Annotated in this window: 21 protein-coding genes and 1 other annotated feature; all 21 genes read left to right on the plus strand. The window is 27.5% G+C overall.

The genetic code is table 11. The features are described from left to right. Positions 1–37: 37 nt before the first annotated feature. The 21 genes from grdB to mreD all read left to right on the plus strand — a co-directional run bounded on the left by grdB (position 38) and on the right by mreD (position 23,589). On the plus strand, positions 38–1,345 hold the full coding sequence (gene grdB, locus ACMX2D_RS01915) for a glycine reductase complex selenoprotein B (RefSeq protein ID WP_081446159.1): 1,308 nt from the start codon (positions 38–40) through the stop codon (positions 1,343–1,345). A 131-nt stretch (positions 1,346–1,476) separates the two neighbouring features. Then, complete coding sequence (gene grdC, locus ACMX2D_RS01920; protein WP_324003318.1) at positions 1,477–3,018, plus strand: glycine/sarcosine/betaine reductase complex component C subunit beta; 1,542 nt, start codon at positions 1,477–1,479, stop codon at positions 3,016–3,018. A 10-nt stretch (positions 3,019–3,028) separates the two neighbouring features. Next, a complete protein-coding gene (gene grdD, locus ACMX2D_RS01925) occupies positions 3,029–4,189 on the plus strand; it encodes a glycine/sarcosine/betaine reductase complex component C subunit alpha (protein WP_414972524.1) in 1,161 nt (386 codons plus the stop codon). A gap of 106 nt (positions 4,190–4,295) precedes the next feature. Continuing rightward, positions 4,296–4,859, plus strand: a complete 564-nt coding sequence (gene ahpC, locus ACMX2D_RS01930; RefSeq protein ID WP_414970798.1) for an alkyl hydroperoxide reductase subunit C — start codon at positions 4,296–4,298, stop codon at positions 4,857–4,859. 247 nt (positions 4,860–5,106) lie between these two features. Further along, positions 5,107–5,289: a binding site (T-box leader), on the plus strand. A gap of 86 nt (positions 5,290–5,375) precedes the next feature. Continuing rightward, entirely contained in the window at positions 5,376–8,003 is a 2,628-nt protein-coding gene (locus ACMX2D_RS01935; RefSeq protein WP_414972525.1) for a valine--tRNA ligase, read from the plus strand. Between the two features lie 8 nt (positions 8,004–8,011). Then, on the plus strand, positions 8,012–8,212 hold the full coding sequence (locus ACMX2D_RS01940; RefSeq protein WP_414970795.1) for a hypothetical protein: 201 nt from the start codon (positions 8,012–8,014) through the stop codon (positions 8,210–8,212). Then, complete coding sequence (hpt, locus tag ACMX2D_RS01945) at positions 8,190–8,711, plus strand: hypoxanthine phosphoribosyltransferase (protein ID WP_414972526.1); 522 nt, start codon at positions 8,190–8,192, stop codon at positions 8,709–8,711. The genes ACMX2D_RS01940 and hpt overlap by 23 nt, the downstream gene beginning before the upstream one ends. Before the next feature lie 2 nt (positions 8,712–8,713). Then, on the plus strand, positions 8,714–9,445 hold the full coding sequence (locus ACMX2D_RS01950) for a class I SAM-dependent DNA methyltransferase (protein ID WP_414972527.1): 732 nt from the start codon (positions 8,714–8,716) through the stop codon (positions 9,443–9,445). Positions 9,446–9,524: 79 nt separating this feature from the next. After that, positions 9,525–10,790 (plus strand): DUF819 family protein, encoded by a 1,266-nt coding sequence (locus ACMX2D_RS01955; protein WP_009448004.1) that lies wholly within the window; start codon positions 9,525–9,527, stop codon positions 10,788–10,790. A gap of 2 nt (positions 10,791–10,792) precedes the next feature. Further along, positions 10,793–11,218 (plus strand): OsmC family protein, encoded by a 426-nt coding sequence (locus ACMX2D_RS01960; protein WP_414970791.1) that lies wholly within the window; start codon positions 10,793–10,795, stop codon positions 11,216–11,218. A gap of 110 nt (positions 11,219–11,328) precedes the next feature. Next, a complete protein-coding gene (locus ACMX2D_RS01965; protein ID WP_414972528.1) occupies positions 11,329–12,702 on the plus strand; it encodes a hypothetical protein in 1,374 nt (457 codons plus the stop codon). A 97-nt stretch (positions 12,703–12,799) separates the two neighbouring features. Continuing rightward, entirely contained in the window at positions 12,800–14,017 is a 1,218-nt protein-coding gene (locus tag ACMX2D_RS01970; RefSeq protein WP_414970789.1) for an ABC transporter substrate-binding protein, read from the plus strand. Positions 14,018–14,025: 8 nt separating this feature from the next. Further along, positions 14,026–14,727: a GTP-binding protein gene (locus tag ACMX2D_RS01975; protein ID WP_009448096.1), complete on the plus strand. Its 702-nt coding sequence runs from the start codon at positions 14,026–14,028 to the stop codon at positions 14,725–14,727. Continuing rightward, a complete protein-coding gene (locus ACMX2D_RS01980; protein WP_118058853.1) occupies positions 14,720–15,727 on the plus strand; it encodes an ATP-binding cassette domain-containing protein in 1,008 nt (335 codons plus the stop codon). The genes ACMX2D_RS01975 and ACMX2D_RS01980 overlap by 8 nt, the downstream gene beginning before the upstream one ends. A gap of 1,060 nt (positions 15,728–16,787) precedes the next feature. Further along, positions 16,788–19,196, plus strand: coding sequence for a U32 family peptidase (locus ACMX2D_RS01985; protein ID WP_414972529.1), 2,409 nt, complete (start codon positions 16,788–16,790; stop codon positions 19,194–19,196). A 292-nt stretch (positions 19,197–19,488) separates the two neighbouring features. After that, positions 19,489–19,857, plus strand: a complete 369-nt coding sequence (locus tag ACMX2D_RS01990; protein ID WP_414972530.1) for a NusG domain II-containing protein — start codon at positions 19,489–19,491, stop codon at positions 19,855–19,857. After that, complete coding sequence (locus ACMX2D_RS01995) at positions 19,857–20,357, plus strand: Gx transporter family protein (RefSeq protein ID WP_414970785.1); 501 nt, start codon at positions 19,857–19,859, stop codon at positions 20,355–20,357. The genes ACMX2D_RS01990 and ACMX2D_RS01995 overlap by 1 nt, the downstream gene beginning before the upstream one ends. Continuing rightward, positions 20,344–21,207, plus strand: coding sequence for a RadC family protein (gene radC, locus ACMX2D_RS02000; protein ID WP_414970783.1), 864 nt, complete (start codon positions 20,344–20,346; stop codon positions 21,205–21,207). The genes ACMX2D_RS01995 and radC overlap by 14 nt, the downstream gene beginning before the upstream one ends. 13 nt (positions 21,208–21,220) lie before the next feature. Further along, on the plus strand, positions 21,221–22,243 hold the full coding sequence (locus tag ACMX2D_RS02005) for a rod shape-determining protein (RefSeq protein WP_414972531.1): 1,023 nt from the start codon (positions 21,221–21,223) through the stop codon (positions 22,241–22,243). Continuing rightward, the gene (gene mreC / locus ACMX2D_RS02010; protein ID WP_414972532.1) at positions 22,236–23,099 is read left to right on the plus strand and encodes a rod shape-determining protein MreC; all 864 of its coding nucleotides are present in this window, start codon (positions 22,236–22,238) and stop codon (positions 23,097–23,099) included. Before ACMX2D_RS02005 ends, mreC begins: the two co-directional genes overlap by 8 nt. Continuing rightward, positions 23,092–23,589, plus strand: a complete 498-nt coding sequence (mreD, locus tag ACMX2D_RS02015; protein ID WP_009448456.1) for a rod shape-determining protein MreD — start codon at positions 23,092–23,094, stop codon at positions 23,587–23,589. Before mreC ends, mreD begins: the two co-directional genes overlap by 8 nt. Positions 23,590–23,595 lie beyond the last annotated feature (6 nt).

A 23,595-nucleotide genomic window follows, 5' to 3' on the forward strand; every position in this document is an offset into this window, starting at 1 on the left:
AAATCATATATAAATATATGATAGAGAGGTGATTAGTGTGGAAAAATTAAGAGTAGTTCACTATATAAACCAATTCTTTGCTGGTATAGGTGGAGAAGAAAAGGCAGATTATAAACCAGAAGTCAGAGAAGAAAAAATTGGACCTGGTTTAGCGTTAAATGCCGGTTTTAAGGGTGAAGCTGAAATAGTTGCTACAGTTATTTGCGGAGACAGCTATTTTGGTGAAAATATGGACCAAGCTAAAGCAGAAGTTTTAGAAATGGTTAAAAAGTATAATCCAGATTTATTCATAGCAGGTCCTGCATTTAATGCTGGTCGTTATGGAGTTGCTGCTGGTACAATTACTGAAGCTGTTCAAAATGAATTGGGTATTCCGGCTTTAACTGGTATGTATATTGAAAACCCAGGTGCAGATATGTTCAAAAAGAGCATATATATAGTTTCAACTAAAAATAGTGCTGCAGGTATGAAAGATGCTGTAAGCAAAATGGTTCCACTTGCAATGAAACTTGTTAAAGGAGAAGAAATTGGTTCTCCAGCTGAAGAAGGTTACATTGAAAGAGGAGTTAGAAAGAACATATTTAGAGAAGATTTCGGTGGTAAGAGAGCTGTAAATATGATGATTAAAAAGTTAAAAGGTGAGGAATTCGAAACAGAATTTCCAATGCCACACTTTGACAGAGTAGATCCAAATCCAGCTGTTAAAGATATTACAAAAGCTAAGATTGCTTTGGTAACATCAGGTGGTATTGTTCCTCATGGAAATCCGGATCATATTGAGTCTTCATCAGCTTCAAAATATGGTAAATATGATATTGAAGGTGTAATGGATCTTAAAGAAGGCGAATGGGAAACAGCGCATGGTGGTTATGACCCTGTTTATGCTAACCAAGATGCAGATAGAGTTTTACCTGTTGATGTTTTAAGAGAACTTGAAAAGAAGGGTGAAATTGGAAGTCTTCATAGATATTTCTATACTACAGTAGGAAATGGTACAGCTGTAGCTTCTGCAAAAGCATTTGCAGAAAAATACAGCAAAGAATTGGTTGCTGATGGAGTAGATGCAGTTATATTAACATCTACCTGAGGTACTTGTACACGTTGCGGTGCAACGATGGTAAAAGAAATTGAAAGAGCTGGAATTCCAGTAGTACATGTATGTACTGTAACTCCAATTTCATTAACAGTAGGAGCTAACAGAATTGTTCCTGCTATAGCAATTCCTCATCCATTAGGTAATCCTAAATTGAGCCATGAAGAAGAATATGCATTAAGAATGGGTATTGTTAAAAAAGCATTAAAAGCTTTATCAACTGAAGTTGATGGACAAACAATATTTGAATAATTTTTAAGTAAAAAAAGGTGTCAGGTATTGACACCTTTTTAATTTAGTGGTATTCTATTATGTAAGGGTAGTTGGCTTATATGCAATACATACTGTGCTATCTGTTTTTTATATTAAAGGAGGTAATTAAGATGAATTTTCCTGTATTAAAAGGAACTTCTTACGTATTAGTTCATGCGCCAGACATGATAATTCAAAATGGAACAACTCAAACTACTGAAAAGGCTTTAAATCCTAATTCAGAATATCTAAAAGAAATACCAAAACATATTAGAAAATATGAAGAAGTATTAAATTATTTACCAAATCAAGTTTATATTGGAAATAAAAGACCTGAAGATTTAAAGGCTGTACCACAACCTTGGTCAGATAAAGAAAAATATTTGACTGATTCTCCAAGAGTTGGTAAATATGGTGAAATAATGCCTGAAAATGAATTCATTGGCCTTATGAAGATTTGTGATGCTTTTGATTTAGTTTATCTTAATAAAGAATTCACTGAATCTGTAAAAGCTGATTTGGAAAAACATCCATTAATTAATGAGTCATTAATTGCTAGATTAAAAGAGGGTGTGGAACAATCTGTTCTTGAAGGACATATGGATAACCACGCTGAAGGTTTATATTTTGAAGATAAGTTGGTAGGTGTTGTTACTAGAGCACATGATGTTGATGTTAACTTGTCAGCACATGTTATGTTAGAAAATTTAGTTACTAAAGCATCTGGATTATTAGCTGCTTTACATTTAGTAGATAAAAATGATTTAGATCCTAATGATGTTGAATATATTATTGAATGTTCAGAAGAAGCATGCGGAGATATGAACCAAAGAGGTGGTGGTAACTTTGCAAAATCTATAGCTGAGTTAGCTGGATTTAATAGTGCTTCAGGTTCTGATTTAAGAGGATTCTGTGCTGCTCCAACTCATACTTTAATTGCTGCATCTTCCCATGTTCATTCTGGAACTTTCAAAAATGTTGTTATAGTTGCAGGTGGTTGTACTGCTAAATTAGGTATGAATGGAAAAGATCACCTTAAAAAAGGCTTACCTATATTAGAAGATTGTATTGGTGGATTTGCTGCATTAATTTCTGAAAACGATGGAGTTAACCCTGTATTAAGAACAGATATAGTTGGAAGACATACAGTAGGAACTGGTTCATCACCACAAGCTGTAATGTCTGCTTTAGTTACTGCACCATTAGAAAAAGCTAATTTAACAGTTAAAGATGTTGATAAATATTCAGCAGAAATGCAAAATCCTGATATTACTAAACCTGCAGGAGCAGGAGATGTTCCAAACGCAAACTTCAAGATGATTGGTGCATTAGGAGTAATGAAAAAACAATTAGAAAAAGCTGAAATTGCAAGTTTTATTGAAAATCATGGTATGGAAGGATGGGCTCCAACACAAGGACATATTCCTTCAGGAGTTCCTTATTTAGGATTCTGTCGTGAAGACTTAACTACAGGAGAACTAAATAGAGCTATGATTATTGGTAAAGGTTCTTTATTCTTAGGAAGAATGACTAACTTATTTGATGGTGTATCAATTGTTTTAGAAAGAAATTCAGGTAAATTAGAAGACAACTCTGGAGTTTCTAAGGAAGAAGTTAAGAAATTAGTTGCTGAAGCAATGAGAAATTTTGCATCTTCTTTAATTGAAGAATAGAGGTGATTTCATGTCTGATATTAAAAAAGTAATTGGTAATGTCTTTGAAGAAATAGCTACTGGTTTAGAAACTGGAGCATTTGGAAAAAGACCAAGAATTGCTGTTACAACTTTAGGCAGTGAACATGGATTAGATAATGTTGTTAAAGGAGCTGAATTAGCTCAATCAAGAGATAAAAGTGTTGAATATTGTATAATTGGACCTGAAGTTAATACTTCATTAAAACAATATGTTGTTGCAAATGAAGAAGAAGGTTACAAAAAAATGGAATCACTTTTAGATAGTGGAGAAGTTGATGGCTGCGTTACAATGCATTATAGTTTTCCAATTGGAGTTTCTACTGTAGGTAGAGTTGTTACTCCAGCTGCTGCGAAAGAAATGATTATTGCAACTACTACTGGTACTTCTTCTGCACATAGAGTAGAAGGTATGGTTAAAAATGGTATTTATGGAGTTATAGTTGCTAAAGCATTAGGAATTCAAAATCCAACAGTTGGAATTTTGAATGTTGATAATGCAGTTTCAGTTGAAAGAGCATTTAAAGAATTAAAAGAAAATGGATATGATATGAACTTTGCTGAATCTAATAGAGCTGACGGTGGAGTTTTAATGAGAGGAAATGACTTATTACAAGGAGTTCCTGATGTAATGGTTAATGATACTTTAACGGGAAATCTTTTGATGAAAGTATTCTCATCATACACTACTGGTGGTGGATTTGAAGCTATGGGATACGGATATGGTCCGGGAATTGGTGAAGGATATGATAGATTAGTTCTTATAGTTTCAAGAGCATCTGGATTTCCTGTTATTGCTAATGCAATGACTTATGCTGGACAATTAGTTAAAGGAAATATCAAAGAAGTTTCAAAAAATGAGTTTGAAAAAGCTAATAAAGCAGGATTAAAAGCTATTTTAGAAAAAATTACTTCTGCAGGAGCTAAAAAAGCTGAATCAGAAGAAGAAGTTAAATGTCCTGCTGAAGAACAAGCTACTGCTACTATTGGTGGTATAGATATTCTTGAACTTGAAGATGCTAAGGTTGCTTTATGGAAAAATAATATATTTGCAAAAACTGGAATGGGTTGTACTGGACCAGTTGTAATGGTTAATGATGCAAATCTTGAAAAAGCCAAAGAAATCTTAACAAAAGAAGGTTATATTGCTTAATAAAAAATAAAAAGAGAGTTTTTACTCTCTTTTTTGTTTGAAAATATTTAAAAGTGGTATAATAAATATGTCTTAGTAAAAAAAGACAAATATAGGAGGTATTAAAATGAGTTTAATTGGAAAAAAAATTGAAGAATTTCAAGTTCCTGCATATTATGATGGGGATATAATAACAGTATCAAACAAAGATTTAGAAGGCAAATGGAGTGTTTTCTTCTTTTATCCAGGAGATTTTACATTTGTATGTCCAACTGAATTAGAAGATTTAGCATTAAGCTATGATAAATTTAAAGCAATAGGTTGTGAAATTTATTCAGTATCTACTGACTCTGAATTTGTTCATAAAGCTTGGTGGGATGCTTCTGAAACTATTAGAAAAATTCAATATCCAATGATTTCAGATAGAGCTTTAGCTCTTTCAGAACAATTTGGCGTATTAATTGAAGGCGAAGGACAAGCTTTAAGAGGAACTTTCGTTGTAAATCCTCAAGGAGAAATAGTTCTTTATGAAGTAAATGCTAATGGTATTGGAAGAAATGCAAAAGAATTATTAAGAAAAGTTCAAGCTGCACAATTTGTTGCTAAACATGGTGATAAAGTATGTCCTGCAAGATGGGAACCAGGTGATGAAACTTTAACTCCAGGATTAGACTTGGTAGGTAAATTATAATTATAAATTACTTTAGATCGGAATTTAATTCCGATCTTTTTTATTGCGAAGCAATAAGGTTCCCGGGTACTCACCTGATGCGAAGCATCATGGAAGGGTGGGGTTCTTATTATATAATACTAATTTTTTTAGAAATAGTTTGATTATAATTATACGAAAACATTCAAATTAATGACACTATTTTATTGAAATTTAATTATTTTCGTGTTATAATATATCTAATATTTTTATATAAGTATAAAATTAAATATAGGCATATAAAAGAGGAGTAACTTAAAAGGAATTTTAAGAGAGAATTTGTTTGGTGTAAAAATTCAGTTTGTTTTTTGTGAAGGTAGCTTTTTAGCTTTGAAAAACGGGTAATTTCGTTATAAATTTAGAGAGTCATTTTATGAAAATTAGGTGGTACCGCGATAACTTCGTCCTATTTATTGGATGAAGTTTTTTTATTACTATGAAATATTGTTATAAAAAATAAAATGATTATATCTATAATATAAATTTATAGGAGGTATTATGAAAAATTTAGAAAAAAATTACAATCCAAAAGATTTTGAAAAAAAAATATATGATAGTTGGTTATCTGATAAAGATTTTGTTGCGAAAGTAAATCCAAATAAAATACCATATACAATTGTTATGCCACCACCAAATGTAACAGGTAATTTACATTTAGGACATGCACTTAATAATACTATTCAAGACATTTTAATTCGTTGGAAAAGAATGAGTGGTTGTGAAACTTTATGGGTTCCAGGGACTGATCATGCATCTATATCCACAGAGGCAAAAGTAGTTGAAAAAATTAAAAAAGATGGAAATTCTAAAGAAAAACTTGGCAGAGATGGGTTTTTAAAAGAAGCATGGGATTGGACAGATAAGTACGGTGGAAATATAAAAAATCAGTTAAAAACTTTAGGAGTTTCTTGTGATTGGTCAAGAGATGCATTTACTTTAGATGAAAATTTATCTAAAGCAGTTGAAGAAGTTTTTATCAAAATGTATAATGATGGATTAATTTACAGAGGAGATAGAATAGTTAATTGGTGTTGTAATTGTGGTACAGCTATTTCTGATGCTGAGGTTGAACATAATGATGAAGATGGAAATTTCTATCATATTAAATACTTTTTTAAAGATAGTGAAGAATATCTAACGATTGCAACTACAAGACCTGAAACAATGTTAGGTGACCTTGCAGTTGCTGTTCATCCTGATGACGAGAGATATAAAGACAAGGTAGGAAAAACTTTAAATTTACCTATTTTAAATATTGAAATTCCTTTGATATCAGATGAATATGTAGATATGGAATTTGGTACAGGTTGTGTTAAGATTACACCTTCTCATGATCCAAATGACTTTGAAGTTGGAAGTAGACATAATTTAGGTCAAAAGTTAATTATGGATTATGATGGTAAGATTGCTGATGGCTTTGGTAAGTTTTCTGGTTTAGAAAGAGATATTGCAAGAAAAGAAATTGTAAAAGAACTTAAAGAAAATGGATATTTAATTAAAATAGAACCACACAATCACGCTGTTGGCCATTGCGAAAGATGTAAAACAACTATTGAACCAATAATTTCAAAACAATGGTTTGTAAAAATGGAAGAATTGGCAAAACCAGCTAAACAAGCATATTTAGATGGAAAGTTAAATATTATTCCTGAAAGATTTGGTAAGGTTTATATAAATTGGTTAGATAATATAAAAGATTGGTGTATTTCTCGTCAATTGTGGTGGGGACATAGGCTTCCAGTATATTATTGTAAGGAAAGTGGAGAGGTTGTTGTAAGTAAAGTAGAGCCTAAAGAAGAAGGCAAGACTTTTATAAGAGATGAGGATACATTAGATACTTGGTTTTCTTCTGCTTTATGGCCTTTTTCAACATTGGGATGGCCCAATGAAACTGAAGATTTAAAATACTTTTTCCCGACTAGTACTTTAGTTACAGGATATGATATTTTATTTTTCTGGGTTATTAGAATGGTGTTTTCAAGTTTATATAATCTTAATGAAGTGCCTTTTGAGAATGTTTATTTTACAGGATTAATTAGAGATGAACTTGGAAGAAAGATGAGTAAGTCTTTAGGAAATGGAATAGATCCGATTGAAATAATAGATAAATATGGTGCAGATGCTTTAAGATTTACATTAGTTGGCGGTAATACTCCAGGAAATGATATGAGATTCTATGAAAAGAGAGTGGAATCTAATAGAAACTTTGCAAATAAATTGTGGAATGCATCTAGATTTGTTCTTATGAATTTAAATGATGATGAGTCTTATGAAATTGATTTTAGTAAGATAGAAATAGAAGATAAATGGATTTTGACAAGATTGAATAGAACAATCAAAGAATTAACAGAGAATCTTACAAAATTTGAATTTGGATTAGCTTCTGCAAAAATTTATGATTTTATCTGGAATGAGTTCTGTGACTGGTATATTGAGTTTTCTAAAACTAGATTATATGGAGATAATATTGACAAAAAAACAGTTGCGAAATCTGTTTTAGTTTATGTTTTAAATAATATTTTAAAACTATTACATCCATTTATGCCATTTATAACAGAAGAAATTTATTCTTTTATGCCTAATGTAAATGAAAAATTGATTAATGCGAGTTTTCCTGTATATAATGAAAATAGTATGTTTATAGAAGAAGAAACAGAAGTTGAAAACTTAATAGAAACAATTACTGCAATTAGAAATAAGAGAAGCGAAAAAAATATTCCACCTTCAAAGAAATCCGACTTGTATTTTGTTTCAAGTAGCGAAGTAACAAAAAAATATACTTCATCATTAGAACATTTATATAGATTTTTGGCTTCTTGTTCTAAAGTTATAGTAATGGATAAAGATGAAGAAATTACAAATTCTATGGTTGTGATTTGTAATAATCAAAAAATTTATATTCCATTAGATGGGCTTGTAGATTATGAAAAAGAATTAGAAAAACTAAATTTAGATTTACAAAAATATGAATCAGAAATAAAAAGAGCATCTTCTAAACTTTCAAATGAAAAATTTGTTAATAATGCACCTGAAAAAGTTGTAAATGAAGAAAGAGAAAAACTAAAAAAATATCAAAATATTTATGATGAAATATTGTCAAGTATTGAAAAAATAAAGAATAATTAGGTGATTTTATGAATATAGATTTTAATGTTATATTTATGACTTTTTTAATTGTGATACTTGTTAGTATTCAATATACTTTAAATAAAATATTGATAATTTTAAAGGAAATTAAGGATACTGAAAAGAAAAAAATAGAATTTGAAAAAAATAAAAATAATAAAAAAATTGCTAAGGGGGACTATTTTGATGAACAAAAGAGAGGTTACTAGATTTACAAGAGAAGAAATTGCTAATAGAGTGAAAGAACTTGGAAAACAAATTTCTAAAGATTATGCAGAAAAAGAGTTAGTTGCAATAGGTCTTTTAAGAGGCAGTTTCGTATTTCTTGCGGATTTAGTTAGAGAGATAGACAATCCAATAGTAGTAGATTTTATAACAACTTCATCTTATGAACATTCTGAAATTTCGACAGGTACAGTTAATATTATTTCTGATTTGAGAGAAGATATTGAGGGAAAAGATGTTCTTATTGTAGATGATATTATGGATTCAGGAAATACTTTAAAAAATATTAAGGAGTATATTTTTAGTAAAAATCCAAAAAGTGTTAAAACTTGTGTAATGCTTGATAAACCTTGTAGAAGAGAAGTAGATATAGTTCCGGATTATTTTGGATTTGAAATTGAAGATTGGTTTATAGTTGGATACGGTCTTAACTATGGAAACAAGTATAGAAATATTCCTTATATTTTTTCTTATGAGGACTAAATATGTACGATAAATTTTCTTATATTTATGATGAACTTATGAAAAGGCAAGTAGATTATAATCTACTTGCCTCTAATGTTATACAAATATGTAATGATAATAATATTGATGTAAAAAATATTTTAGAATGTGGAATGGGTAGTGGAAATTTAACAGAACAATTTTTAAAAAGAAAAATTGATGTTGACGGTTTTGATATTTCAGATAATATGTTATCCATCGCTTATAACAAATTGATAGATTATAATAATGTTAATATTCTGAAGGGGGATATAAGAACTTTTGTTTCTAATAAAAAATATAATTTAATATGTTGTTTTTTTGATGTTTTAAATTATATAAAAAATTTAGATGAAATTGAGTTATTCTTACAAAATGCAAAAAAACAGATGAATGAGAATTCTATTTTAATGTTTGATGTGAATTCAGAATATAAGCTTAAAGAGTATTTGGGAAACAATACTTTTGTAGTTGAAGAAGATGATATTTATTATGTTTGGAGAAATTCTCTTTATAAAAAATATATAGATTTTGAAATTGATTTTTTTATAAAAAAAGAAAAAAATATCTATGAAAAAATTAAAGAAACTCAAAGGCAATATATTCATTCTGAAAATGATATATTAAAACTAATTGAGAAAAATAACTTTAAAATTTCAGATATTTTAGATTTTGAAACCTTTAAAAATAAGAGAAAAAACACTTATAGAATACTATATATCTTAAAAATTTGAGTTTGACAAATATAATAGATGAGTATATAATAAAGAAGGATGTGAAAAGCATTCCATATATTTTTAAGGAGGTATTTATATGTTATATTTTGCTCAAGAAGTGACAAAACAACAATATTGGTCACTTATTAAGACAGATAATACATTGGTGTTATTAGCTATTTTATGTGCAATAGCCGCTTTCAGTATTTATCTTGAACAAACTTACAGCTGGGCTGGTAAAATTACAGGTTGTATTTTGGCATTAGCTTTTACAATGGTTTTATCAAATGCTAAAATTATTCCGGCAGAAGATACAAAAGCATATGATATAGTATGGGGTTGGGTAGTTCCTCTTGCAATTCCTATGTTGTTATTTAAAGCAGACTTAAAGAAGGTTTGGAAAGAATCTGGAAGACTTATATGGATTTATTTACTCAGTGGTCTAGGAACAATTTTAGGAGCATTTGCTGCTTTTTTCCTATTAAAAAACTTTATTCCGGAACTTTATAAATTAAGTGCAATGATGGTTGGTACTTATACCGGTGGTAGTATGAACTTAACTGCTATGGCAGATGCATTTCCTTTAGATGATAAAGGATTACTTGGTTCTGCAGTTGTAGCTGATAACTTGTTTATGGGAATTTACTTTGTGAGTTTAACAATTATTCCTACAATGAAATTTTTTAGAAAACACTATTCTCATCCTTATGAAGATGAAATGGAAAAATTAGGCTCAGCCGGAGAAAACAAGGCAGCTCAATTTTGGTCAAAAAAGGATGTTTCTTTGTTGGATGTTGCAAAAGTAGTATCTTTTTCATTTGCAATAGTTGCAATTTCTACAGAATTAGGTGCATATATTTCAGGATTTAAGCCTGATACTAATAGTATGGGTACAGGATTGAAATTTATAGTTGATTTATTCTTTGGTTTAATAGGTAGTAAATATCTGTTAATGACTACAATTACTGTTCTTTTAGCTACTTATACTAAAGTTCTAGCTAAGGTATCCGGTGCCGAAGAAATTGGAACATTTTTAATTCATATTTTCTTTGGAGCTATCGGAGCACCTGCTTCAATTGAAATTATTTTAAAGAAAGCACCTTGGTTATTAGTATTCTGTATTCTTATTGTAGTTATAAATATGCTTGTTTCATTTATTTTCGGTAAGATTTTCAAATTTTCAATTGAGGAAGTTTGTATTGCATCAAATGCTAATATTGGTGGCCCAACAACAGCTGCTGCACTTGCTATAGCGAGAGGCTGGAATCAATTAGTTGTTCCTGCAATGTTAGTTGGTATTTTAGGATATGTTATCGGTAACTATTACGGTGTATTTATTGGTAACATATTGAAGTTGTTCTAGTTATGATTTGTAATATAAGATTAGATAAAAATGGAGAGATGATTTTATCCAGTAATGGACAGGAGATAATAACACATAGTTTAAAATGTAAAGAAATAAATTCCGGATATATGTCACCGGGTGCTATGTTTATGGGAGCCCTTGCAGGCTGTAAGGTTTTAACTTTTATGAAATCTGCAAAGTATTATAAAATTAAATTTGAAGATTTAAATATTGAAGTTGAAGCTTATGTTGTAAGTACTGATAATATAGGAGATACTCCATTTAAAAATCAAGAATATTCAGAAATAAGAACAAAATATTCTTTGAAAACAGATGCAAGCATTGATCAACTTGATAGAGTAATTAATCTTGCAAATAAAATATGCACCGTAAATTTAGCTGTTGATAAGAATATAAAACAGTTTCATACAATTGAATTATTATAAATTTAAAAAATCACAGATAAAATATTCTGTGATTTTTTTATAAGATGTTTTAATCTTTACAATAGTATTTATTAATGGTATAATACTCGTATATAGGACTGGAGGAAAATATGAAAAATAAATTTTTACTCATGATAACGTTACTTTGCTTTTTATTGAGCAATTCTTACATAACTAAAGCTGAAGGAAGTAATTTAACTGATAACTATAGAATTTATGAACCCTTTAATTTATCTGATACTAAAAATTTAGAATTAACTGGAGATTCAATAATAGATTTTTCAAATGCAAATTCAAATGAAAATAAATTAGATGGAATATATAAAGCAAATTATACTCTTAAAAGTACAAATAATGGAAATTCAACTTTAAAAATGGGATTAACATTTAATAGTAGCATCGAAAAGCTAAGTAATTTTTCAATTAAAATAGATGGAGCAGAGGTACCATATTCTTTTAAATTTTTAAATGATAAATTTAAGACGCCAACAGGAAGTGAATTTTATAAAGAAATAGTTAGTAATATAGATTCTCCAATTTATGAACCTGTTAATTTTAAAAAAGAAGATGTTGGAACTCTTAGAAAATTTAATTTAGAGTCAAGCAATGCAGAAAATTTAAAATATGAGATTACTATTAAATATTCAACTGATAAAACAAAGTTGTTTTTGTCAGGTGGTGAAGATGTCAAAGTTGAAGAAAATAAAAATAATAAAACTTTAATCTTAACGCATGAGTTTAGCGGTAAAAGCAAAACTCCTATTTTATATACAATTGGAAATGATGTAAATATAACAACAAAGGTATTTTTAGGAGATAAACAAGTTAACTCAGGATATAAAGAAAATATTGAAAAATCAACAATTAATGTTGAAAATTTTTTAAAGACTATTTTTTTAGGAGAAGTTCCTGAAAATGTTCGACAAAGATTTTCAGAGGATAATTTATATGAAATATTTGTTGAAAATTTTGATAAAATTTTAGGTGGTATTGGATATGACAGTTTAGGAGTTTTGAAATCAACTGCAGATAAACAAATTGTTGTAACTTTTGAAACTTCAATTGAACCTAAAGTTGAAAAAAAATTAAGTGTTGAATATCCAATTTCAGCGACTCTTACAACTGTAAATAATATTAATGTAATGAAATTAAATTTAGAAAGTTCTTCACTTTCTACTTTTGATAATTTTAAAAGTTTTAAATATAAATTTTTAGGTAATGATGATTACAAGTATATTATAAATTCAAATACAAAATATATTAATACTAAAAACGGTTCAGAAATAACATTAAAAAAGTCTAATTTAGAACTTATTACAAACTTAATTTATAAGGAAAAATATGTAAAAGGAATTAGTGAAAAAGATGTAAAATCTTATACTAATTATGCATTAATCATATTAGGAATTTCTGAAGTGGTTGGAGTTTTGTATTTAAAGAATATGTATTTTAAAGATAAAAAAATTAATAGAAGAAAAAGATAAAATCGAAATTCATTTTCGATTTTTTTCTTTTTATTGCATTTGCAACATAAAATAAGTAAAAAATATAGTAATATAAATATATTATAAGGAGGTAAATATGAATAAAATAAATTTTGATGATAAATTATATAATATTTTAAATGGAAATGAAAAACTTTTACAATTTTTTATTAATAATGGGTTTGATCAATTAAAAAATGAAAAAATGTTAAAAACAATGGGTAAAATGGTTTCTTTAAATATGGCTTTAAAAGTTAGAGGAATTAATAAAGCTGCTTTCGAAGAAAAGCTAGATTTGTTTTTGAATGACGAACATAGTTCTGTTGATAAATCACTTGAAGAAGAAAACTCATTAACAGGGGATGTTATTGTAAAAGGTGTTTTACCATGTCCTTTAAAAATTCCTATTCTAGATGCTCTTGATAAATTTGTTGAAGATGAAAAGACGAATGATTTAACAATTGGATATGAACTAAAGTCAGCAAATTTAGGTTTAGATTGGATTGAAAATGATATTGATTCCGGAGATATTAATAAGGTTGCAGATATTATGATTTCAGCAGGTTTTGAGTTATTTTTTGATAAAGATAAATTTGGGAAATTTTTTGAAGAGGATAAATTTTATATAGAAAATAAGCAGATGAATAAAGACTTTGATAATGAAAAAATCTGTTTAAGAGATCCAAAAAATATCTACAATATTATTGCAGTAGTTCCTTGTGTATTTTTAGTGAATGAAAATAATCTTAATGGAAGAAAAATTCCTACTTCTTGGGAAGATTTACTTTTTAGCGGAGATTATATTGATAGTGTAGCGATACCGTTATCTGATTTAGATATGTTTAATGCTTTAGTTGTAAACATTTATGCAAAATGGGGAATTAAAGGAATCAAGGCATTGGCAAAAATATATAAGAAGAGTTTACATCCTGCAGAAATGGTTAAGAAAAAAGGAGATTCAAAAAATAATCCACTTGTTAGTATAACACCATATTTTTTTACACAAATGGTATCAAGAAGTTCTGCACTAAAAGTTGTTTGGCCAAAAGATGGTGCAATTGTCAGCCCTGTGTTTATAATGGCTAAAAAGGATAATGAAAAAGCTCAAAAAGTTGTTGAATTTTTTAGAAATGAAGATGTTGGAAAATTACTTTCTTCAAATGGAAAATTTCCTACTACAGTTTATGGTGTAGATAATATGATGAATAAAGACTATGGATTTTTATTCTGTGGTTGGGATTATATTCATAATAATGATATAGTAAAGGTTATGGAAGAATCTGAAAGGATTTTTAATGAAGAAATATTAAAATAGAGGTTTATATGAATTTAGTAGTATTTTCAGGTCCTCCTTCATCAGGGAAGACCAGTGTAATAGTAAAGACAATTGAAAACTTAAAAAATAGAGGTATTAAAGCAGGAGTAGTTAAGTTTGACTGTTTATATACTGATGACGATTTAATTTATAAAAAAAATAATATTTTAGTTAGAAAAGGACTATCTGGTGCTTTGTGTCCAGATCACTTCTTTGTTTCAAATATTGAAGAAGTTGTTCAATGGGGAATTAGTAATGAATTGGACATTTTAATAACAGAATCAGCTGGACTTTGCAATAGATGTTCACCATATATTAAAAATATAAAAGCTGTTTGTGTTATTGATAATTTATCTGGTATAAATACACCTAAAAAAATTGGTCCAATGTTAAAAAGTGCGGATTATGTTGTTATAACAAAAGGAGATATTGTTTCCCAGGCTGAAAGAGAAGTTTTTTCTTCAAGAGTTGCTTCTGTTAATCCAAGTTCTATAGTTATGAATATAAATGGACTTACAGGACAAGGAACTTATGAATTAAGTACTTTATTGTATGATGAAAAGAATTCAATAAATACAGTTAATGGTATGGAATTAAAATTTGCGATGCCAACTGCATTGTGTTCTTACTGCTTGGGAGAGAAGAAAATAGGAGCAAAATATCAAATGGGAAATATCAAAAAAATGAAATTGGAGGATAAAAATGCGTAATCTAAAAATTGAAAAATTAATTGAAAAATATCCTTTTGTTGAAGTTTTTTTTGAAGAAAATAACTTTGATATTTCAAATAGTAAACATTTATCATTTGCAGAGTATTTACATTCATTTTCTGAAGAAGAAAAAGAAGAACTTGCGATAGACGAAGAACTGCTTTGTGATTCATTAGAAATATATATAAATCAAATGAAAAGTTTTTTAGGACTAGAAGATGATGAAGTAAATTCAATAACTTTACTAGCTGGTACAGATAAATTTGGTAATAAAGAAAATTACGATGAATTTATAGTAAATAAATCAGAAATAATTTCAATTGTTGGTCCTACAGGAAGTGGAAAATCAAGACTATTAGGAGATATTGAATGGGTAGCAGATAGAGATACTCCCACTAATAGAAAAATTTTAATAAATGGGAAAGACGCTGATAAGAAATGGAGATTAAGTGCTAATAATAAATTAGTATCTCAACTTTCTCAAAATATGAATTTTGTTATGGATTTATCCGCTTATGAATTTATAGAACTTCACGCTAAAAGTAGAATGGTTGAAAATGAAGAAGAAGTAATTAACAAAATAATTGTAGAAGCAAATAAACTTGCAGGAGAAAAATTTGACTTAAATACTCCTATAACTTCATTAAGTGGTGGACAGTCTAGAGCTTTAATGATTGCAGATACAGCAATTTTAAGTTCATCTCCGATTGTTTTGATTGATGAGATTGAAAATGCAGGAATTGATAGGAAAAAAGCTTTAGATTTACTAGTAAGTGAAAATAAAATTGTTTTAATGGCAACACATGACCCGATATTAGCTTTGATTGCTGATAAGAGAATTGTAATAAATAATGGAGCTATAGTTGCGATACATAAAACAACTGAAAAAGAAAAGGAATTACTTTTAGAACTTGAAAAAATGGATAATGTTATTCAAGATTTAAGAAAAGAATTAAGATATGGCAACTCACTTTCAAATTTTAAAATAAATTCTAAATGATTGACTTTTTTAATTTGCTGTATTATAATACTTTTATAAAGTATACATTGTACAGTGAAATAGGAGGAAATTATTATGAAATCGAGAACAATTTCTGTTTTAAGCATATTTTTGTTTATAATATCATTTTTTCTTTTAGAAAATATAATGTTAAATCAAGAGTTTACATTTAATTATTATAGATATATATTAATTAATATTTTTAGAGTGAATAAAATATTTCCACAGCCTGAATATGGTTTGACTCATATATTTTTTTACAGCATATTACTTTATTCGATTTTAAATTTAATTTTCTGTTCAAACAAAATATATTTAATTATAAATCAAATATTTTTGAGTATATATTTTATTCTCAATATATATCCAATAACTATAGGACGTGCCGGTTTTGAAGATAATATTTCAATGATGTATTTTTTTACAAATATATTGATAATAATTTTGCTACATCTTATTAATTTATACCAATTTAAACATCTTAAAAATTAAGTTTTAATAAATAACAGATTTTATAGTGAGGTAGTTGTTATGAATATTGCTAAAAAATTTTTTATAAAATATTTATGGATTGTAAATTTTGTTATATTTATTGTTCTGATGTTTATGCTGGATTATGTCGATTTAAATAATGAGTATATATACAGTGTTGATAAATATTTATTTCTAATGGTTTTGCCGATAATTGATGAACTTAATGGAGGGACATTCATTGTCATACTCTTATTATATATGACATTTTCAATTTTGTATAAGATAAATTATAAATTTTTAATTATAAATTTATGCTATGTAATATTTCAATTATTAGTAATATTGTATCCAGTTGTATTCGGGAAAGTCGAATTATTAGGCTCTAAATCAATATTCTTGTTTATAATTATAATAATAATTCATTTTATTTTGATTTTTATTAATACATTTCTTATAAAATTTAAATATGATTGAATATTTTAAAAGGAGGAATTTTAATTTCTCCTTTTATATTGCAAAAAATGTGGTATAATAATCATATCTTTACACATTTTATGAAGATATATTTTTTATTGTGAGGGATTTTATGTTTGAACTTTTATCTCCGGCGGGTTCTATGGAATCCTTGAAAGCCGGAATTCAAAATGGTGCAGATGCTGTTTATTTAGGGGGTAGCAGTTTTGGAGCAAGAGCCTCTGCAACAAATTTTGACAATGATGAACTAATAGAAGCTGTAAAATATGCAAAACTTAGGAACGTAAATATATTTGTTACGGTTAATACATCTATTAAAGAAACTGAAGTTGAAGAATTGATTTCTTATACAGATTTTTTATATAAAATTGGTGTGGATGCAATTATTTTGTCAGATATTGGAATTGCAGAAGTTTTAAGAAAAAGATATCCAAATATGGAACTTCATGCATCAACTCAAATATCTGCACATTCTTTAAATGACGTTTTAGAATTAAAAAAAGTTGGATTTGATAGAGTGGTTATTGCAAGGGAGCTCGGTATAGAAGAAATTAAGGAAATTTGTGATAATGTTGATATAGACATTGAGGTATTTATTCATGGAGCTATTTGTGTAAGTTATTCAGGTCAATGTCTTATGAGCTCAATGCTTGGAGATCGTTCAGGAAACAGAGGTCGTTGTGCTCAACCTTGTAGACAAAGTTATAAATTGATTAACAAAACAACAGGAAAGGCAATTGATGTAAATGGAAGTTACTTATTGAGTCCAAAAGATTTATGTAGTATAGAAAATATCGAAAAAATATTAGATACGGGTGTTAAATCTTTAAAAATTGAAGGAAGAATGAAGAGACCAGAATATGTAGCAGTTGTTACATCAAGATATAGAAAAGCTATAGATAATTACATAAATAATAAAATTACAGATGATAAAAAGGCTTTAAAAGAAGATTTAGAAGCTATTTTTAATAGAAAATTCACATCAGGATACCTTATGAGTAAAAACGGTTCTGATATTATTAATTTAGATAAGCCTAATAATGTTGGAGTTAAAGTAGGAGAAGTTTTAAGTTTCAATACCAAAAAAAAGAAATTGAAAATAATATTATCCGGTAAACTTTCAAAGGGAGACGGCATTAATTTAGGTGGAGGAAATGTTGGCAGAATAATTAAAAATGGAGAAAGTTTTGACTTTGGAGTAGCTGGAGAAATAATAGAAATTGATTTCTTAAAAGATATAAAGCCAAAAACTCCAGTTTACAAAACTTCCGATAAATTACTAGTAGATAGTGCTAATAAATCATTTAGAGAAGGAATTGAAAATAAAAAAATAAATTTAAAATGTGAAATTTTTATAAAAGTTGGTGAAAAAGCAAGGTTTGTTTTAGAAAATATCGAAGTTTATTCAGATGAAAAAATAGAAAAATCAAAGAATAAAGAAGTTGAAATAGATAAGATTATTGAAAAATTATCTAAAACTGGAGGAACACCTTATATTTTTGTTTTTAAGAATATTTGTATCGATAAAGATGCCTTTATTCCGGTTTCAGTATTAAATAATATGAGAAGAAAAGCAGTTGAAAAATATGAGGAATATAAACTGAATTTTTCAACAAAAAGAATTATATGTCCTTCTCAAAATTTTAGTTATCAAAATGGTAAAAAGGTATTTAATAAAAAGATTACATTAAAAGTACGTAAAAATACTCAACTGGAAAAAATTATTGAAAATCCAAATATATCAGAATTTATAAAAGAAATTTACACTGAAGATTTTACTTTGCTTGAAAAATATTATAATAAATTTAAAACTATGGGGATAAATATAATTTACAGTGCTCCAGGTGTTATAAGAAACGAAGAGTATTCTCTATTAGAAAAATATTTATCCAAAATAAATGATGAAATTTTTAATAAAGTTCAAATATCAACTTGGGGTTCAAAAAACTTTTTTAAATCAAAATTTGGTACTAAAAAATTTAATATAGACACATATTTTAATATCTATAATTCATATTCATTGAAATTTTTTGAAAAATATTTTGATGCTGAAGATATAACAATTTCACAAGAAATAAATAAATTTGAAATAAAAAACTTGTTGGATAAGTCAAAAGAAAGAAATTCAAATGTCGATATGATTATTTATGGACATACAAGATCAATGCTTACAGAATATTGTGCAATGGGAGTTTTGACAAAAGATTGTCATAAAGACAGATGTTGTGCTGAATGTGCAAGAAGTGATTATGTTTTAAAAGATATGGAGAATAGAGAATTTAGACTATTTCAAGATATGTTTTGCAGAACTGAAATAAGAAATCATATTGCGCTGGATTTAAGAGAAAATATAAAAGAAATATTTGAATTGGGAGTTGACAGAGTAAGACTTGATTTTACTTATGAAGATTCTGATATGGTCTATAAAATTTTAAAAGAATGTATTGAATGTATAAAATATTCAAAAAAAATAAAAGATACAAATGCTTTTAAAGGCCATTATATAAATTCAGTTAACTAGTTTTTTTTTTAATACAAAGGTAGTATTTTTAAAATTTTAAATACTACTTTTTTTATTGAATGATAACAAAACAATTAGTTACTTATAATATGGAAAACCGGTATTAAGTAAAAAGTAATATTTTCATAAAAATGGACTATGTTTTATGAAAAAAATTTTTAAAACATTGAAAAATGGATAAATTTTTGATAAAATTAATGTCAAGGTGAAAAGTATACCTTTTTAAGATATGTTTTATAAAGTATGTAATTAAAGAATTTTGTGATTTTATAATAAAAATAGGGAAGTGTATATGAAAAAAGGAGATATTATCGTTATTTTTAGTTTGATTATTATTTTTTTCTTTTCATTTGTATATATAAATAAAAGTTTTATAACAACTGAAGATAAATATATAAGTGTTCAAGTAAACGGAGAGGAAATTAAACAGATAACATTTGGCAAGGAAAAGAAAGTTTATCCGATAAGAACATCTTTTGGAATTAATGTTTTAGAAGTTGACAATGACGGGGTTAGAGTTATTGAGGCAAATTGTCCTGATAAACTGGATGTTAAGTTTGGTAAAATTAGTAAAGTTGGACAGGCAATTATTTGTATGCCTAATAGATTGGTTATACAAATTAAATCAAGACAAAATAATGATTTGGATGTGGTAAATTAATGAATGTAAAAAAAGTTATTTTAATTTCTTTGTTTGTTTCAGTTGCTTTAGTTGTATCTTTGCTTGAGTATTATATTCCAATACCCATTCCAAATGTAAGATTGGGCTTATCAAATGTAATAATTATAAACTCAATTATACTTTTCGGTTTTAAAGAAACATTTTTTATTTCGTTTTTAAAGGCGGTTTTATTGGTAATAATATTAGGTAATCCGGTAAGTTTTATATATAATTTTTCTGCAGGATTTACAAGTATTGTTGTTATGTATATATCAAATAAATTTTGTAGTAGATTTTTAAGTTTAATAGGAATAAGTGTTTTAGGGTCTGTTTCTCATGTTATGGTTCAAATATTAGTTTCTATGATACTTTTAAATACAAATACTTTGGTCAATTTTATTCCTTTCCTAGGTATAATAGGAATTTTTACCGGAATTTTAGTTGGGATTATTTCTAATTATATGTATAAAATTTTAAGAGGTAATTATGTCAAGCTATAATTATGAAGATTTTTTAAAAGATTTAAAAATATTTTTGAATGATGAGAAACTAAAAGATAAAAAAATATTTGAAAAAGAAATCAAAGAAGAAGAGTTGTCTTTTGTAGATAAAACTGTAAATGAAGTTAATAGTGTAAAAAATATAGAATATAAAGATATAGATACTTTTACTATTTCTATAAAAGAATTACAAGAAACTGATAAACCAAGAGAAAAACTTTATAAATTCGGATCTGAAAAATTAAGTGAATACGAGCTTATAGCAATTTTAATTCGTAGCGGATCAAAAAAAGAGGATGTTTTAACTCTTTCAAAGAAATTATGGCAATATATGAATAAATTTCATAGGATAAGTGAAATTACAATTAATGATTTGATGAAAATAGACGGAATAGGATTGTCTAAGGCATGTTCTATAATTTCTGCATTGGAGCTTTCTAAAAGACTGAATATGAGAGAATGTGTTGATAATTTTTCATTTTGTTCTCCAAAAAGTGTTGCAGATATTTTTATGAATATATTAAGGGATGAAATGAAAGAACATTTTTATGTTCTTTTGCTAGATACTAAGAATAAAATAATTTCTTGGGACGAAATATCAAAAGGTGATTTAAATTCATCAATAGTTCATCCTAGAGAAGTTTTTAAATATGCTTTGAAATACAGTGCAAACAGTATTATTTGTTTGCATAATCATCCAAGTGGAGATCCAACTCCAAGTTCTCAAGATATAGATATAACAAAAAGATTGGAAGAGGTCGGAGATTTGGTAGGAATAAGATTGTTGGATCATATTATAATCGGATATAATAAATATATAAGTTTAAAAGAAAAGGGATTAATGAGATAAGAGAGGTAGAAAAATGGGTTTTTCGTGGATTTTAGGGGAAGATTTAACTTTAGATTTAGGTACATCTAACACTCTGATATACTCAAAAAGAAAAGACGGTAAAGTTATTGAACCTTCTGTTGTTGCTGTCGATTTGAATAATTATGAAATAGTTGCAGTTGGGGAAAAGGCAAAAAGTATGGAGGGAAAAACTCCTGATAATATAATAACATTAGCACCTATTAAGGGAGGAAAAATAATAAACTTTGAGATTGCTCAAGTAATGCTTACAAATTTATTAAAAAAAGCAAAGTCAAGTTTTTCAATTTTTCATCCAAAGGTGTATATTGCAATATCAAGTGGAATTTCTGAAGTTGATAGAAGGGCTATTGAAGATTGTGTAATATATTCTGGAGCTAGAAGTGTTGAATTTATTCCCAGTGCAGTTGCATCTGCAATAGGAATGGGACTTCCTGCTTTAGATCCTTCAGGAAATATTGTTGTAAATATAGGTGGAGGAACTGTAGATGTTTCATTGGTTAGTTTAGGTGGGGTCGTTGCATCTAAATTTGTAGATATTGGGGGAGATTCTATTGATTATGATATCGTAAATATTGTTAAAAATAAATATGAGTTAATGATTGATAAAGAAACTGCCGAATTTATAAAAATAAATTTATCTTCATTTATTAGTAGTAATATCAGTAATAATCTATCAATTTTTGGCAGAGATATAAACAGTGGAATGCCAAGAAATGCTATGATATATGGTAAAGATATAACATCTTCATTATTTCCACTTTTTAATGCTGTATCTGATGCAATAAAAGTTATTTTGGAGAAAACACCACCTTCAATGGCAGGAAATGTTTTAAGAAATGGAATATTTTTAACTGGAGGTTGCTCAAAAATAAATGGTTGTGTTGAATATTTACAAAATGAGTTAAGAATAGGGATTAATGTGTCCGAAAGTCCACTGACTTGTACCTGTGAAGGAGCAAGTATTTTAACTAATAATATGAAAGGTAAAAGTAATAGGAGAAAGAATAATGAATAGATTTAGAAATATTAAATCCCGTAAAAAGAAAATCTCTTTTTTTACAACAGTAATAATTTTAAGTTCTATAATTTTTTTCAGTAACAATTCTTCTATTATGAATATAGGAGAAAATGCGATAGGGACTGTTACAAGTTCAATTTCAAGGATTGTATATTCTTCTATTGCAAGTTCAAAAGAAGTTTTTAAAAACATTTTTGGATCAAGAACTATTAGAGAAGAGAATGAAAAATTAAAAATTGAAAATGCAGAACTAAAAGAAAAGAATGTAAGTATGGAAAATATAATAGCAAAAGAAGATTTTTTGAAAAACGAATATAATTTGTATTTAAAAAACAAAGAAAATTTGTTGAGTGCTAATGTTATTGCTTTAGATAATAATAATTTGTTAATAAGATTTAATATTAATAAAGGAAGTAAAGATGGTGTAAAAGTTGGAGATATTATAGTACAGGGAACTGTTGGTGATAAAGAAAATACTTATATAACTGCTGTTGTAGGAAAAGTTGTAGAGGTTGGTTATAATTGGAGTAAAGTTTCAGGTTTACTGGATTCAACGAGTAATGTTTCTTTTAATGTCGTGAGAACCCAATCATATGGAGCTATAAATGGTCAAGAAAACAATTTTTTATCAGGTTTTATGTACAAATCAGATGCAGATGTTGTAGTCGGAGATAAGTTGGTTACTTCCGGTAGAGGCGGAGTTTTTCCCGGAAATTTATATATTGGAGAAGTTACAGAAGTAAAATCTTCAGATAATAATTTGGAAAAAAAGGTTAGTGTTAAATCTCCTGTTGATTTTACAACTTTATTCAGAGTATTTGTCTTAAAAGGAAATGGTGGAGCTAATGAATAGATTAAAAGTTGTATTGATGTTTTTTGCAAGTATAATGATACAAACAGCTATATTGCCAAATTTTAGTATATTTAATTCTAAAGCTAATATGAGTATAGCACTTGTTGTAGCGATAGCTATGAATTTTGGATCTTATGTTTCTGGATATTGTGGAATTGTACTTGGATTTTTTGAAGATATTCTATTTTCTAGAGTAATTGGAATAAGAGCGTTGATATATTATATGATAGGCTTCATAGTCGGGTATAGTGAAGATTCTATAAATAAAGGAGATATACGTTCAGGTTCTATAATTACTATTGTAGCAACATTATTTTATTGGATTATGAATACAATAATTTATATGTTTTTGGAAAATTCTTCTGTAAATGTTCTTATAAAATATTTAAAAGGTCCAATAGTTATAGAGTTGATTTTAAATGTTTTATTATATTTGGTATGTAATTATGCTTTGAAAAAAGTATTTAAAAAGAGAAAATTTAGATTTTAGTAGGTA

Source organism: Parvimonas oralis, from assembly GCF_047608425.1.
Lineage (GTDB): Bacteria > Bacillota > Clostridia > Tissierellales > Peptoniphilaceae > Parvimonas.